General features: G+C 35.6%; 13 protein-coding genes. 4 read left to right on the top strand and 9 right to left on the bottom strand.

The features are described from left to right. The first annotated feature begins 20 nt into the window (after positions 1-20). The 3 genes from GGQ92_RS05990 (at position 21) to GGQ92_RS05980 (ending at position 2,025) form a co-directional block, all read left to right on the top strand. The gene (locus tag GGQ92_RS05990; RefSeq protein WP_246384120.1) at positions 21-533 is read left to right on the top strand and encodes a TetR/AcrR family transcriptional regulator; all 513 of its coding nucleotides are present in this window, start codon (positions 21-23) and stop codon (positions 531-533) included. A 128-nt stretch (positions 534-661) separates the two neighbouring features. Then, positions 662-1,540, top strand: coding sequence for a hypothetical protein (locus GGQ92_RS05985; RefSeq protein ID WP_184245630.1), 879 nt, complete (start codon positions 662-664; stop codon positions 1,538-1,540). Between the two features lie 134 nt (positions 1,541-1,674). Then, entirely contained in the window at positions 1,675-2,025 is a 351-nt protein-coding gene (locus GGQ92_RS05980; protein WP_184245627.1) for a hypothetical protein, read from the top strand. Positions 2,026-2,379: 354 nt separating this feature from the next. On the opposite strand, the gene GGQ92_RS05975 is transcribed toward GGQ92_RS05980, so the two are convergent. Then, the gene (locus GGQ92_RS05975) at positions 2,380-2,979 is read right to left on the bottom strand and encodes a nitroreductase family protein (RefSeq protein ID WP_184245624.1); all 600 of its coding nucleotides are present in this window, start codon (positions 2,977-2,979) and stop codon (positions 2,380-2,382) included. A 283-nt stretch (positions 2,980-3,262) separates the two neighbouring features. On the opposite strand from GGQ92_RS05975, the gene GGQ92_RS05970 reads away from it, so the two are divergent. Next, a complete protein-coding gene (locus tag GGQ92_RS05970; RefSeq protein ID WP_184245620.1) occupies positions 3,263-3,805 on the top strand; it encodes a YusW family protein in 543 nt (180 codons plus the stop codon). 82 nt (positions 3,806-3,887) lie between these two features. Here GGQ92_RS05970 and GGQ92_RS05965 read toward each other — a convergent pair whose 3' ends face one another. The 8 genes from GGQ92_RS05965 to GGQ92_RS05930 form a co-directional block, all read right to left on the bottom strand. After that, positions 3,888-4,871 carry an ABC transporter permease gene (locus tag GGQ92_RS05965; RefSeq protein WP_184245617.1) on the bottom strand — a complete coding sequence of 328 codons (984 nt, stop codon included), beginning with the start codon at positions 4,869-4,871 and terminating at the stop codon, positions 3,888-3,890. Then, positions 4,868-6,373, bottom strand: a complete 1,506-nt coding sequence (locus tag GGQ92_RS05960) for a sugar ABC transporter ATP-binding protein (RefSeq protein WP_184245614.1) — start codon at positions 6,371-6,373, stop codon at positions 4,868-4,870. The genes GGQ92_RS05965 and GGQ92_RS05960 overlap by 4 nt, the downstream gene beginning before the upstream one ends. A gap of 73 nt (positions 6,374-6,446) precedes the next feature. After that, positions 6,447-7,442: a sugar ABC transporter substrate-binding protein gene (locus tag GGQ92_RS05955; protein WP_184245611.1), complete on the bottom strand. Its 996-nt coding sequence runs from the start codon at positions 7,440-7,442 to the stop codon at positions 6,447-6,449. A gap of 190 nt (positions 7,443-7,632) precedes the next feature. After that, positions 7,633-8,463, bottom strand: a complete 831-nt coding sequence (locus tag GGQ92_RS05950) for a helix-turn-helix transcriptional regulator (protein ID WP_184245608.1) — start codon at positions 8,461-8,463, stop codon at positions 7,633-7,635. A 150-nt stretch (positions 8,464-8,613) separates the two neighbouring features. Further along, a complete protein-coding gene (locus GGQ92_RS05945) occupies positions 8,614-9,303 on the bottom strand; it encodes a response regulator (protein ID WP_184245605.1) in 690 nt (229 codons plus the stop codon). Then, positions 9,272-11,128 (bottom strand): sensor histidine kinase, encoded by a 1,857-nt coding sequence (locus GGQ92_RS05940; protein ID WP_184245602.1) that lies wholly within the window; start codon positions 11,126-11,128, stop codon positions 9,272-9,274. Before GGQ92_RS05940 ends, GGQ92_RS05945 begins: the two co-directional genes overlap by 32 nt. Beyond that, positions 11,118-12,176, bottom strand: a complete 1,059-nt coding sequence (locus tag GGQ92_RS05935; RefSeq protein ID WP_184245600.1) for an autoinducer 2 ABC transporter substrate-binding protein — start codon at positions 12,174-12,176, stop codon at positions 11,118-11,120. Before GGQ92_RS05935 ends, GGQ92_RS05940 begins: the two co-directional genes overlap by 11 nt. A 294-nt stretch (positions 12,177-12,470) precedes the next feature. Continuing rightward, positions 12,471-14,051 (bottom strand): BCCT family transporter, encoded by a 1,581-nt coding sequence (locus tag GGQ92_RS05930; RefSeq protein ID WP_184245597.1) that lies wholly within the window; start codon positions 14,049-14,051, stop codon positions 12,471-12,473. Between the last annotated feature and the right edge of the window lie 95 nt (positions 14,052-14,146).

Genomic DNA, 14,146 nt, shown 5'->3' with positions numbered 1-14,146 from the left:
ATTAGAGGTGGATGGATCAATTGGGAAAAGTTGATAAGAGAGAAATAATAATCGATAATGCGGTAGCCGTCTTTGCAGAGAAGGGCTATTATAAGGCTACGACAGCGATGGTTGCGAAAGCCGCAGCAGTCACACAGCCATATGTATTCCACTTTTTCAAAAATAAAGAAGAGCTATTTAAAGCAGTTCTTGATCGTGCTTTTTATCGAATTCATGATCGTTTTATGGAAATAGAAGCTCCTGCTGAACAATTAGTCGAAGCCATGGGACATGAATTCTTTGAAGTAATCAACCAACATCGCGATGAAGTATTGATGGTAATGCAAGCTTACACTATTCCAGAACCATTTATTCGAAATCATGTTTCAGAATTATACCAGTTAATTTATGATTCATTAGTACGGAAATTTGATGCAGTAGGGATTAAACATCCAGAAATGCATGCATCGCAATTCATTGGTACTGGGTTACTTATTACACTTTCGGAAGTTCTCAATATGCCCAATCTTATTCAACATATGAAGGGGTGTTAATTGTGCTGTATCCAATCTTGATTTTGATTGGATACTTTCCTACTACAAAAACAGAATCCACCTTGATATATTTTTTTCTCATTTTATTTATTGATTGATAAATAAATTAAAAAGGAGATATAACGTTTATGAATGAACATCATCAAGCTGTAAAACTTTTTGAAGGAGAAAGAGGTCTTGTAATAACAAGTATTATTGGATTAATTTTTGCGACAATTTGTGCTCTATTTATTTACATCAATAACCCAATTATTTTACCGGAGGGAAATATAAAGGACGCTTTTGCCTTTAATGCTGCAATTAGTATTTTCATTCTTTCCATTGCGGCGATACTCCCCTTAGCAAACTTTTCTAACCGCAAAAGAAAAATAGTTCGGTGGTCTTTTATATTATCCAGCATATATGGCTACCTTATAGAAACCATTCAACATTTTAGAGGGGTTAATCCTAGGTATTCACAAGTAGGTGGAACGATTGATTTTATCGCCGGTATAATCTTTGCCTTCGTCTCCTTAAGCCTTGTAATCTTTATTCTCATAGTTACCATTCAATTTCTTCGCATCAAGACTTCTAACAACCGATCACTTCTTGTTATTGGAATACGTTATGCTTTCTTATCTGCAATAGTTGGTAATATTGCTGGGTTATGGATGATTTCTCTACAAGGCCGATTTACAGGCGAAGCAGGAAATCTTATTGTTTTACATGGAGTTTCGTTCCATGCACTACAAACATTACTGCTACTTGCTTGGTTACTGGAAAAAATAAAAGTAAATCAACGCTTTAAGACAAGGATGTTGCATGCAGGCTGTATTTCCTGGAGCTTGGCCATCCTTTGTATTGCTATCCAAATAAGTCTTGGTCGCTCCAATTTTGAATGGGGATTGCTGCCTATTCTTACAGTAATTCTATTATTCGTTTGGCTTCTGCTAGTCGTTCGAAGCCTCACACTCTTCCTTCAGCAATATGAACTTCAAATGCCAAAGCTCCTTTTGCGATCTAGATAACAGAATTTTCCCTAGACTCAACCTAGACGTTTGAGTGCTCTCTCGATAGGGAAATTTCCAATTAACAAAATAGTTGCATGATATCGACGCTCAAGCAATAAACTATTGTAAATGTGAACAAAAAGGAGCTGCCCATGGATACAATTATTTATTTCACACTCGTTATTGCATTTCTATTACTATTCAGCTGGGGTGTCCGACTAGCTACTCTTCACGGCTGGTTTAAAGTGGAGAATATAATCCTGCTTGTAATGCTCGCCCTGATTTACGATAATGGCATTCTAGGCTTTGGCAAATATATCGGAGAAGGGGAATTACTTGAGTCACTCAATCTTGCTCGTTACTGGCTACATGCTTTAATTACCCCTTTGCTCGTTCTATTTGGCTGGCGCTCATTAGTGAATGCGGATATAGAATGGGCAAAAACAAATGTGGCTAAATGGGGTGCAAGAGGGAGAACCATTCGGTGGGCCTTTCAGGCCTAGGCCGGTAAAAGAGGCTTTCAGCCGCAGAGCAAAGAGGCCGAGCACAAAAAATAGCACGAAAATCCAAACAAATCATGGAAATGATATAAATAGCCAAGTCAAAATACAAGACTCCTGCAGGAAAAGCAACAGCCGAAAATCCATTACAAAAGTTTTTATATAACTTTTGTAATTAGTTGAGGCGTTGCCTGCGGAAAGCGAAGAATTTTGACTTGGCGTTAGTATAACATTCGGATTTAGTATTATGAAAATTACTTCTGTCCCAGTCTCTTATTGTTGTTTATTACGAGGTAACATATTCCTTTGCGATTAAGCCATTCATTGCAACATTCGATTTGTCTTGATTAAGCACAATTATTTGTTAAAAACTTTTACTTGAATGTCTGTATCAATATGCTCTTTTTCACCAGCTTCTTGTTCAATAGAACCAAATGGCATTTGCGCGAGCATTTCGTATGAGTCAGGCAAGTTGAACATTTCCTTAGTTCCTTTATCGAAACCTTTTTCATAGCCAACGTTAAAATGTTGTAAGCTTGCACCTAAGTTCATTTCTGCTAAAGCTAACCAAACAGCGTATTGTGCGTTCGCATTATTGTTTTGCTTGTAAGCTTCTTGACGAGCCCCTTGTGCAGGCATTTTTTCAACAGCATCAAGATCTTCAAAGAATAAAACTGTACCAATTCCATTCTTAGCACCTGTTACAACTCCTGACATCCACTCCTGCATGCCACCTTCTAGAACATCTTTTTGTACATCATAAATATGATCCCAAAACTTAGTGTTAGCTTCATCCAATAATACAACCACACGTGTTGTTTGGCTGTTGAAAGCTGTAGGTACTTGTTGAACAACCTCGCGAATTCTATTTTCAATATCCTTTTTTGAATACTCGCTATCCGTCCCTAATGCGTAAATCGAACGGCGTTTTTCTACTAATTCTACAAATGCAGACATAATCATGCTCCTTAGATGTGTAATATATATTGGGCCTATCTTATATTTAAAAGTAATAAATTGAATAGATGATACAGCCACATTGATAGTTTAAATTAATTCATAGTACATATCAAAATAAGAGCTCAAGCTTCCATTAACAAAACGAAGGGATTAGATAGTAATACTTACTTTAAAAGCGGGAAGCACGCTTTTAATACATAAGACTTTTAGACTATAGTTTACCTTCCTTACAAAATGGTAATAATACAACTATCATCGAGAGAAAAGGAGTGTAAGCAGAATGAAAAGAAGTTTACTGATGTTAGGGAGTATAGTGTTGTTATCCATATTACTGGTGGCCTGTGGTGATGACGATGAAGTAGAGAATCCACCACAAGACACAACTGGCGAAGAAAACCAACAGACAGAGGATAATAACACGGAGACAAATGAAGAAACAGACACGGGTACCACTGATAACACTGACACAGGAACAACGAGCGACGGGACAGCCAATACAGAAACTAACTACAACTTCATCAAATTTGATTTAGAAGCAGATTATCCCGATACGAATGACGCGTTAGATGTTGATTTTGAAAATGAACCGAATGAAAATATGGAAGCATCTTATCGTGATCAATCACAAGGTATTGATCTTAATGGAGACGAAGCAATGGAAGAGCTGGATAATATCTTTGCATCCTTTGATTTTGATGAAACTACTGCAAACGAAGAAGTTTTAGATGCAGTAATCGAAGGATTTAACATTCCTGAGGAAGCTACAAATATTGAGCTAGAGATTGACTTTAATAATGGAACAGAAAAAGAATATCGTCGTTAACGTAGTTGTAGACTAATAAAAAATAAGAATTTAAAAACGTGAGACTCATTTATTCATTTGTCTCACGTTTTTATTGTTACTATTAATTTTTCTTACGATTAGCAACTCTATCAGCACCAACTGCTACCAACAGAACGGATCCGATAATAACCATTTGGATAAACTCATTAACGTTCATAATTACTAGGCCATTTGATAGGACCCCCATAATAAATACACCCAAAACAACACCGACTAGTTTTCCTTGACCCCCAAAAATACTTACTCCCCCAAGTACAACTGCTGTTACCACATCTAATTCAAATCCCTGTAAGGCATTTGGTTGCCCTGAGTTTAATCGCCCTAAAAGGATTAGACCCGCAATGCTACAGAAGAAGCCCGAAAGCATATATACCATGAGCTGTATCTTTTTTGTATTAATTCCCGATAATCTAGCTGCTTCTTCATTACCACCTAACGCATAAATATGTCTACCTAGATATGTTTTATACAGTAGAATGTAGACAAGAGTAAAGACTATCATCATTATGACTACAGGAACAGGTATACCGAAAAGGAAACCTGTTCCAAACCATCGAATGCTTTCCGGGAATCCGAAAACAGGATATCCATCAGTTATTAGAAAGGTGAATCCTCTAACAATGGTTAACATCCCTAGGGTAGTAATTAACGCTGGTATTCCTACCCATGTAATAATTATCCCATTAATAAGCCCGACCGTTGTCCCTACAAGTATTCCAAGTAATATTGATATGAAAGGATCTATTCCTGCTGAAATTAACAATCCCATTGAAACGCTTGTTAGAGCCACGTTAGATGCTACTGATAAATCAATTCCGCCAATTAACAAAACAATAGACATCCCAGCTGCTATAATACCTAACATAGCTATTTGTCTGGTAATATTTACGAAATTCCCAGTAGTAAAAAAGCTTGCTGACATAATAGAGAAAAATATAATCAAACCAATTAAGACGAAAAGTAGTATCCATTCTTGGTTAAGTTTAAAAAACTTCCTTTTTGCCTGCAAAGACGTCACGTTCGTTTCCTTTACCTCTGCATTCATACAATCACCTCTCCGTTTGAATTGATACCAGCAGCTAATTGAAGTATTTTCTCCTGTGTTGCGTCTTTGTTATCAAGAATGCCTGCTAGCTTTCCTTCTGTCATCACAGCAATTCTATCGGCAATATTAAGAAGCTCTGGCATTTCCGAAGAAATCATAATGATTGCCTTGCCTTCTTGAAGAAACTGATTCATTAAGTTATAAATCTCTTGCTTTGCACCAATATCAACACCCCTAGTGGGTTCATCAAAAATTAAAATATCAACATTTGTAGCTAGAGCTTTTGCAATAACTAACTTTTGCTGATTACCTCCACTTAATTCTCCAGCTAACTGACCTGGATAATACTTTATTCTCAATTTTTCCTTATAAGCGGAAATAATCTCTTTTTCTTGCCTGCTATTTAGGAAAAAACCATAGCTAATTTGTTTCAATGCTGGTAAGATAATATTCTTTGCACAATCTTGCCCCAAAACTAGTCCCTCGTTCTTCCTATCCTCGGGAATTAATCCAATACCAATCTTGATAGCATGTTCTGGAGATTTTACTTTCGTTATTTTTTTGTTCTTAATACTAAAACTTCCTCCTGTGATAGGGTTGATACCATACAAAGTTTTTGCCAGTTCTGTTCTACCCGATCCTAGCAAACCAGCTATACCAAGAACTTCTCCTTTTCGAAGTTGAAAAGAAATAGAATCAATCTTATCTGTTGAACTAAGCTTCTCTACTTTTAAAATGACTTCATCTTGCGCGGAACTAGTTTTCATTGACATAGAAAGCTCTCTTCCAACCATTAATTGGATAAGTTTTTCATGATTCAAATCCTCTATTTTTTTTGTGGCGATATATTCTCCATCTCGTAAGATAGTAATCCGATCAGAAATCTCAAACATCTCCTCAAATTTATGAGATATATAAATAATCGAGACTCCCTCATTCTTTAACTGACGAATTAACGTGAATAGTTTCTTTATTTCTTCACCTGTTAAAGCAGCTGTAGGTTCATCCATTATTAATACATCTACTTCCTTTGAAACAGACTTAGCAATTTCTACTAATTGTTGTTCCGCCACCCCTAAATCTTTCACATATGATTTTGGAGAAAAACTTGCCCCTACCCTATCCAACGCCTTCTGTGTTAATTGTAGGTTTTTACGTTTATCTACAAAAAGCCCTCTTGTATTCTCTTTGCCTAGTAATATATTCTCTTCCACAGTCAGATACGGGACTAAATTGAATTCTTGATATATGATTCCAATCCCTTCTGCCGCAGCAATTTTTGGCGAGAACTCCTTTCTCATTTCCCCTTTGATTTTAACAATTCCTTGTGTCGGAGTGATTGCTCCAGCTAAGATTTTCATTAATGTTGATTTACCTGCCCCATTTTCCCCAGCAATTGTATGTACCTCACCTGCGTGGATTTGTAGATTAACGCCTTGTAAAGCGATAGTTCCGGGATATTCCTTAGTAATATTCTCCATTTCAATAACAAGGTTTGACATTCTTATTCACCTCACATTTCTAAAAATTCTTAGGGGAAATCCAATAAATCAATTGGATTCCCCTAAGGCATAATTAGTATTCGTCGATATTAGAGGAATTTACTGCTTTCACTTCGATTTCTGTCTCCTCTTCAACTGCTTCACCATTAATTAAAGCAAATGCCTTTTCGAATAATGTTTGACCAGTAACACCAGGTTGTTGATCAACGGTGAATTTGTAGATTCCATCCTCTTTAATCGCTTCAACCGCTTCAGGAACCGCATCTATTCCCCCGACAGCAAAGGCATCGCTATCTTTACCTGCTCCTACAGCAGCATTGTATGCCCCAAGTGCACCAGCATCATTAATTCCAAAGATTCCAACTAAATCGGGATTTGCTTGTATAAAACCTTCCGCAACGTTATAGCCACTATTTGGATCACCAGCTTGTTGATCCGCAACTACTTCTACGTTAGGTGCATGTTCATGAATTCCATCAATAATCCCTTCTTTACGCTGAATTACTTGTTCAATTTGATCAAAATTTAAAATACCTACTTCTCCATCTCCACTATGGTTTTCTAAAATCCACTCTCCAGCTTGCTGGCCTAACGCCAATCCCATAGAATATTCATCCGCACCAACCCACGCATCTGCGTTTTCTAACTTAGTTGTGTGAGCAACAACAGGAATACCAGCATCTTTTGCCTCTTGAATGGCTTCATTAATTACGTTTTGATCTGTTGCTGTTACAATAATGGCATCTACTCCTTGGGAAATAAAATCTTGTATAGCATCTACTTGAGAATTCACATCGTCTCTAGGGTCATTTACGTTCAACGTGTATCCTTCCGCTTCTGCAAGTTCACCAACTACTTCTGTCAATTGGACGAAAAAGGGATTGCCCAAATCCAATACGGTCATTCCAATAACCCCATTATCTTCAGCCGATTCTGTATTGTTCGTGTTGGTGCCCGAGTCTTCACTAGTATTTTCACTTGCTTCACCATCTGTCTCGCTATTGTTTCCACAAGCAATAAAAATGAATGCTAAAGATACAACAATAAACATTAAAATAAATCTCTTCATATCATTCTCCCCTTTTATTTTGATAGTTGTTTAGAATTTCGGCTCCATTTAATGAATCCGCTTCCATAAATATAATAGAATAGTGTTTGTATTATAAGGGGATAAAATTCGGTTAACGTAGTTGATTTTCGGTTAAATTAAACAACCGTATGAAACAACGTTTGTCTCATACGGTTCAGTATTAATATAGCTACTTCTCTGCTTCTAGTTCTTTTTTTATCTTTAGCTCCTTTATAGTAGAGGGAAGTATTCCATGATGCCTTTTAAATAGCTTACTAAAATACTTTGTATCAGAATAACCTACTTTTTGTGCTACCTCATATATTTTCAAATTCGAATTTTCTAATAAATATTTTGCTTTACTAATTCTTGCTTTTGTTACAAAGTCTAAAATTGTTTCACCAGTCTCTGTCTTGAATACCTCACAAAGATAGGTGGGATTCAAATATACTTGCTGCGCAATCTTTTCGACCGTAATTTGTTTCTCAAGGTTTTCTAAAATCCACCTTTTTGCGATTTCTATTCGATTGAACCCATTAGCTTTTTGTATTGAATTTAATTCTTCTGTAATAAGTTGAACCCATTCATTAACCTTATTTTCCAACTCAGAAAATGTTGTTGCCATATTCATATTGGATAAAAGGAAACCTTCCTCTATAACCTCATCATTAAATCTAAATCGATTCTGCATAATGACATCGTTCAGAATCCTGATACAAAACGACTGTAGACTTAGTAATATTTCCTTTGGCGATGGTAAGACTTGGAGGTTTTTAAAAAACCTACGTAATAACTTCCGTATAAGAGGTCTATTCATACTATTTAAAGCAATAATAAATTGGTCTATATCACGTTGTATTTTTTCTAATTTATCAGTATGTAGACTCTGACTCATCCATTTTTCCATCAGTTGCAAAGTGAATAGTTTGTTTCCACCATACACTAATCTAAATTGCAGTAGTTGTAATAAGTTCTCACTAACACTAGACAGTGAAGATAAATCCTTAAAAGTATTACTCATACATACCGTTGCTGTTATCGGTGTGTATAGCTGGATATTATCTCTGCATTGCTCTGCAATTTTAATGCCTATTTCTTCAAAAGCTTTCTCTGAAAGATGCTCGTTAACAACTAGTACCCAATAAGAATAATTTTTCGCATTCCAAACCCATCATATATTATCAGCTGAAACTCGGCCAGAATTTTCATATGTTTCCTTTAAGATATTCTCCATCGCAAACGCCCACATAGAAAGCCAAGATTTAGAGATGGATTTCATTTTATAGTCACTCTTATCCATACTAAAATGAAATAGAAGAAAGTTCCCGTTCGGAAAGTCTCTTGTCCACTCCATCATAGAAATATCTATATTTCCTTGTTCTACTAAAGTATTACTTAGCATTTGAAGTTGATTCGTATAAGTAAGACTAGAGGCCTTATTGCGGATGGATGTAATTTCCTTCTCTCGATTCCGATCATTCTCTATTTTCTCTTTAGCCGAAGCGAGGCGAAGGTGAAAATCCTCTCGCTCTAACGGTTTTAGAAGATAATCTATTGTTCCTTCCCTCATAGCTTTTTGTAGATACGAAAAATCGTCATATCCACTTATAACAAGAGCGTAGAAAGAAAAATAATTCTTCAGCTTAGAAATTAATGTTAAACCATCTAAACCAGGCATCTTTATGTCCGTAATTAACAAATCAAATGTAAGTTCCCGATTAGAACATTTATCTAATAAGTCATTCGGATTCTGAAAACTCCCAACAATGTCCCACACATCACCTGCAGATTGAACCATTCTTTCTATACCTCTACGGATCCTATTTTCGTCATCTACTATAACTACTGATATCTTTTTCATTATCGCTCTCCCCCATTTTCAGATTACTTGCTACAAGATCTGAAGTTATGCAAGGTATTGTAATACGTACTACAGTACCTCTACTTTCTAAACTAGTAATCTGTAAGCCATAATTACTTCCAAAAGTCATTACAATTCGCGAATGAACATTAATTAATCCGAAGCTACCATCCTTTTTAATAGTTGGATCTGATTTTAATTCTTTTTTTAAATATATTAATCTTTCAGTATCAATTCCCGGACCATTATCCTCTATTACTAATAGAATTTCTTCTCCACCGTTCAAAGGATTAGATATTTTTTTTATCTTAACAAGGATGTGGATACCCTCTATCCGCTCTAGCCCGTATTTAATGGAATTTTCAACTATTGGTTGAATAATAAACTTTGGTATATAGTATTGTTCAGTTTCCAGCTCCTTTTGTATATCAAATGTAAGGCGATCTTCAAATCTAATCTTCTGTATTGTTAAGTAATCCTCTATATGACTAACCTCTTTCTCTATCGAGACAAGTCTATCTTTATTACTAATAGAATAACGTAGCATACGCCCTAATAAAGTGACCATCTTAACACCTGTTTCCTGATCGTCTTCTTCAATTACCATTCCAATTGTTTCGAGAGTGTTGTACATAAAGTGTGGATTAATTTGAGACTGAAGTGCATAAAGTTCGGCGTCTTTCTGCTTTATTTCAATATGGTAATTTTCCTTTATTAAATCCTTTATTTTATTCACCATTGAATTGAAACTAATTGCTAATAAACCAACTTCATCCTTTGATTTAGTTGGTAAATCGACATCAAAATCTCCCGTCTCTACTTTTTTCATTAACTTGACCAATCGATAGATAGGGCTAGAAACGTTCCAAACGAAAATGACAAATAAAAATAAACTAATAATAACAAGTATAATAAAAATAATAATAGTTACATTTCTCACCATGTCTGTTCGTTGAGTCAATTCACTAAGATAGATACTCTGCGCTAAAGTCCAGCCTGTTTCATCTGATGTATGTAAGCTAATAAGTTTATTTTCATTCTCATTCAATGTACGGAAACTGCCATTTAAGATTGGATAATCATTGGATTCTATATGAATATTACCAATTTCCTCATGATTAGAATGATAAATAACCCTACCCTGATCATTCATTAGCCATATATCACCTTTTTCCGAATTTAATTTTTCAAAAATACTCTCCAAGAAGTTTAATTCATAAGCAATAAAAATGGTTCCTAACTTTTTACGATTGTCATAGTCAGTAAGTTGTTTCATTAATAAAATATATTGAGGATTTCCCTCAAATTCTAAAGAAATTTGCTTTGGTAGAATGATTGACTCTGACTCAGTCCATTCAAAATCTTGTCCAAATGGAAAAGAACTAGCATCCAATTCAAATCCAGAATAGCTTTTGCTTGTAGCTTGAAAAAGTCGGTTATTGGAAATCAGAAAAACTCCTAGTACATTAGGATTTCCTCCACTTATATAGGTTGTATTCAAGAAATTATTTACTACAAACTCATCGTGCAATAAAGCAGAATTAGTTTGATAGAATTCCTCTCTTAAAACACCAACTACCTGATTAGAGTTGTAGATTAAGTTTGGTAGAAGCTTTAACTCATCTATTTGGTTGTGAATATTAGCATGAGCTTGTTCTAATAATAATGGAGTGTATTCTCCTGCTTGTTTCTCGATAGAAGATATGTATTGGCTGTAGGCGATATATCCTAATATTGCCATTGGAATAACGGTTAAAAGGGAGTAGATAATGATTAATTTGGGCATTAATCGATAGTTCTTGAATTTGAGAAATTTAGAAATCATATTCATCCACGTTACCTATATAAAAATCAATTGGATCGCCCATAATCACTTCGTCATCCATTACCGATATCGGACCAACTCCCTGTATATATTGCTTGTCATACGGTTTGATGCCTTCTACTAAATTTTTCGCCAATGCTACTGTTAAATATCCCAATCTTTTTGGACTCCATAAAGTAACAACTTGTGCAGCTCCACTATTTAAATATTCCCGCATTTGGCTAGGTGACGACAACCCAACCACTATAACTTCTCCTATCTTGCCAGTATCTGTTACTGCTTGAGACGCAGCAGGAGGTGCTACAGATACATTGCCAATGATACCTTTAATATTGGGGTACTTTTCCAACAGTTCCAATGTGGAGGTATAAGCTTTATTGGGATCCTCATCAGTTGGGATTACCTCAATAAGATTTAAATCAGGATAATATTCTTCCTGTTGTGCCATCATCCAATGCATCCATTCATTCAAATTTGCAGCAGATAAGGCACCAGTCAGGATTGCATAATCACCTTTTTCATTCGTATGCTTTGCTAGTGTATCCATGAGATGCCTCCCTAATGTTTCAGGATGAACCATATTGATAAAAAATTCCCTTCCTTCTGTTTCTGTATCTGCATCCCATGTTATTACTCTTATACCTGACCGTTGAGCTTTATTAAGTATAGGTAATAACTCCTCAGGATCATTAGCTGATACAGCTAATACATCAATATTTTCCTCAATTAATTCTTCAATAATATTAATTTGCTGCTTAGAATCTGCAATATTTGGCCCAGCATAAATTACGTTTACACCGAATTCTTTACTTGCTTCCATAGCTCCTTTCTCTACTGCATTGAAATATGGGATATTCACTACTTTAGGAACAATGGCCACCGTAGCAGGTTTGGTTATAGAATTTTTAACCTCAACAGGGGTATCCATTTGCTCTTCTGACTCGCTTTCTCCTGAGTAGATAACTTTATACTTAGTCTCCTCACTATCATTGCAAGCGGTTACAATTAGCAACGCAAAAATAATTAATGATATCCTACAATCCCTCATACACTTTCCTCCTCAGCATATTAATTTAAGTTTTATGTTGCATAATTTATAGATTTGGATAACATACATCCTCTCTTCGTTTTATTTGATTGTATCATCATTTTTTAGTTTGAAGAATATGAAGCATGAATAATGCACGCGATGTTCAGTAGGATTAAAAATGTAATAACTAAAAAAATCACATAAAAGCGTGAGACATTTGCAAAAATATCTCACGCTTTTAATCATTATTGATTCTCTTGTTACATAATACATTTGTCTATTTGTTTCTTTCCAATCCTTTGTTTGTATATATTATTTACCCTTCTTCTTCATTTTCTTTTCTTTTTCCTCGAGCGTTGCGCTTGCCTTTTCAATTCGACGATATCTTCTTATATCCCTCTTAGAAATTGGAATTGGTTCTTTCTTCAATAACTTTAGGATTGCCGCTATCATAATGAGCAATATAACGGTAAATGGAACGGCTGCAACTAGTGATGCTGTCTGCAATGCATCTAAACCACCAGCCAAAAGCAATACGCCGGCTATTGCAGAAATTAATACTCCCCATACTAATTTTTGAAACACAGGTGGATTCAGACTGCCACCAGTTGTCATACTTCCTAATATATAAGTCGCGGAGTCTGCAGAGGTGATTAGAAACGTAAAAATAAGTAAGATTGATAATGCTGACATTATAAAGGATAAAGGCAATGTCTCGAAAACATTAAACAAAGCTACTGTTATATCATTATTAACTGCCTCCGCAATACCTGCATTTTCATTTAAATCTTTATATAGAGCTGTCCCCCCGAACGTTGCAATCCAAAAACAAGCAAGAACTGGCGGTATGACCATAACACCTGCTATAAACTCCCGAATGGTACGACCTCTTGAAACCCGTGCTACAAACGCACCGACAAAAGGTGACCACGCAATCGCCCAAGCCCAATAAAAGACCGTCCAATCGCGCACCCAAGTACCTCCTTTATAAGGCTCTAATCGTAAACTATATTGGATAAATTCTGCAATATAATCACCGATACCTAACGTGAATGCATTTAATATAAATACGGTCGGCCCCATAAAGAAAACAAACACGAGTAATACTAGACATATCGCTAAATTTAGATTACTTAAATAACGGATTCCTTTATCAAGACCTGTTGTTGCAGATGCCATATAAGCCAAAAATATAATAGCAATAATTACAATCTGAACCCAAAGAGCAGTCGGTATATTCGAGATGGTAGTGAGACCTCCATGAATTTGAAGCACCCCTAAACCAATCGAAGTAGCGACACCAAGAACAGTAGCAACTACTGCCAATGAATCAATCGTATTTCTTACTACAGTCTTACGCCCAGTAATAGATTCTGTCGCTTTTGATATTAACGCATTATCATTCTTTCTAAACTGTAAAAAAGCAATCACTAATCCGACAATTGCAAATACAGACCATTGACTAATTCCCCAATGAAAAAATGAGTAGCCCATTGCCACACGCGCAGCTTCTTCTGACTGGTTCTCTATCGCATAAAATGGTGTTTCAAAGAAATGGGACATCGGTTCTGCCACACCCCAAAAAACTAATCCAGCACCAAACCCTGCGGAAAATAGCATGCCGACCCATGTGAAAAAAGGAAATTCAGGCCGTTCATCTTCCCCACCTAATCGTATTTTCCCGAATTTACTAAAAGCAATTGCAATAAGAAACAATATAATGATAAATACAGCTATTAAGTAAAACCAACCGAAGTTATTTGTAGTAAATAAAAATAACTGTTCCGCTACCTCACCAAACTTTTGAGGAAATATGGCTCCAATTAAAACTAAAACGGAGATAATACTTGCGGAGATAATAAAAACTGGATTCTTTAAATGTTTGTTATTCATTTTTTCCTCCTACATAGCTATATTTTTTAATATCTAATTGTTTATACCCGTTTAAGCAATTCTTCAATGATTGTTAGAGGAAATTTTGACTGATC

It is taken from the genome of Gracilibacillus halotolerans, assembly GCF_014206945.1.
Lineage (GTDB): Bacteria > Bacillota > Bacilli > Bacillales > Amphibacillaceae > Gracilibacillus > Gracilibacillus halotolerans.
This window is presented reverse-complemented; position numbering and strand designations above follow the sequence as displayed.

What these genes read in the sequence shown, in the direction of transcription:
- GGQ92_RS05985 (WP_184245630.1), top strand. Translation starts at nt 662, where the DNA reads ATGAATGAACATCATCAAGCTGTAAAACTTTTTGAAGGAGAAAGAGGT.
- GGQ92_RS05980 (WP_184245627.1), top strand. Translation starts at nt 1,675, where the DNA reads ATGGATACAATTATTTATTTCACACTCGTTATTGCATTTCTATTACTA.
- GGQ92_RS05975 (WP_184245624.1), bottom strand. Translation starts at nt 2,979, where the DNA reads ATGTCTGCATTTGTAGAATTAGTAGAAAAACGCCGTTCGATTTACGCA.
- GGQ92_RS05970 (WP_184245620.1), top strand. Translation starts at nt 3,263, where the DNA reads ATGAAAAGAAGTTTACTGATGTTAGGGAGTATAGTGTTGTTATCCATA.
- GGQ92_RS05965 (WP_184245617.1), bottom strand. Translation starts at nt 4,871, where the DNA reads ATGAATGCAGAGGTAAAGGAAACGAACGTGACGTCTTTGCAGGCAAAA.
- GGQ92_RS05960 (WP_184245614.1), bottom strand. Translation starts at nt 6,373, where the DNA reads ATGTCAAACCTTGTTATTGAAATGGAGAATATTACTAAGGAATATCCC.
- GGQ92_RS05955 (WP_184245611.1), bottom strand. Translation starts at nt 7,442, where the DNA reads ATGAAGAGATTTATTTTAATGTTTATTGTTGTATCTTTAGCATTCATT.
- GGQ92_RS05950 (WP_184245608.1), bottom strand. Translation starts at nt 8,463, where the DNA reads ATGAGTAATACTTTTAAGGATTTATCTTCACTGTCTAGTGTTAGTGAG.
- GGQ92_RS05945 (WP_184245605.1), bottom strand. Translation starts at nt 9,303, where the DNA reads ATGAAAAAGATATCAGTAGTTATAGTAGATGACGAAAATAGGATCCGT.
- GGQ92_RS05940 (WP_184245602.1), bottom strand. Translation starts at nt 11,128, where the DNA reads ATGATTTCTAAATTTCTCAAATTCAAGAACTATCGATTAATGCCCAAA.
- GGQ92_RS05935 (WP_184245600.1), bottom strand. Translation starts at nt 12,176, where the DNA reads ATGAGGGATTGTAGGATATCATTAATTATTTTTGCGTTGCTAATTGTA.
- GGQ92_RS05930 (WP_184245597.1), bottom strand. Translation starts at nt 14,051, where the DNA reads ATGAATAACAAACATTTAAAGAATCCAGTTTTTATTATCTCCGCAAGT.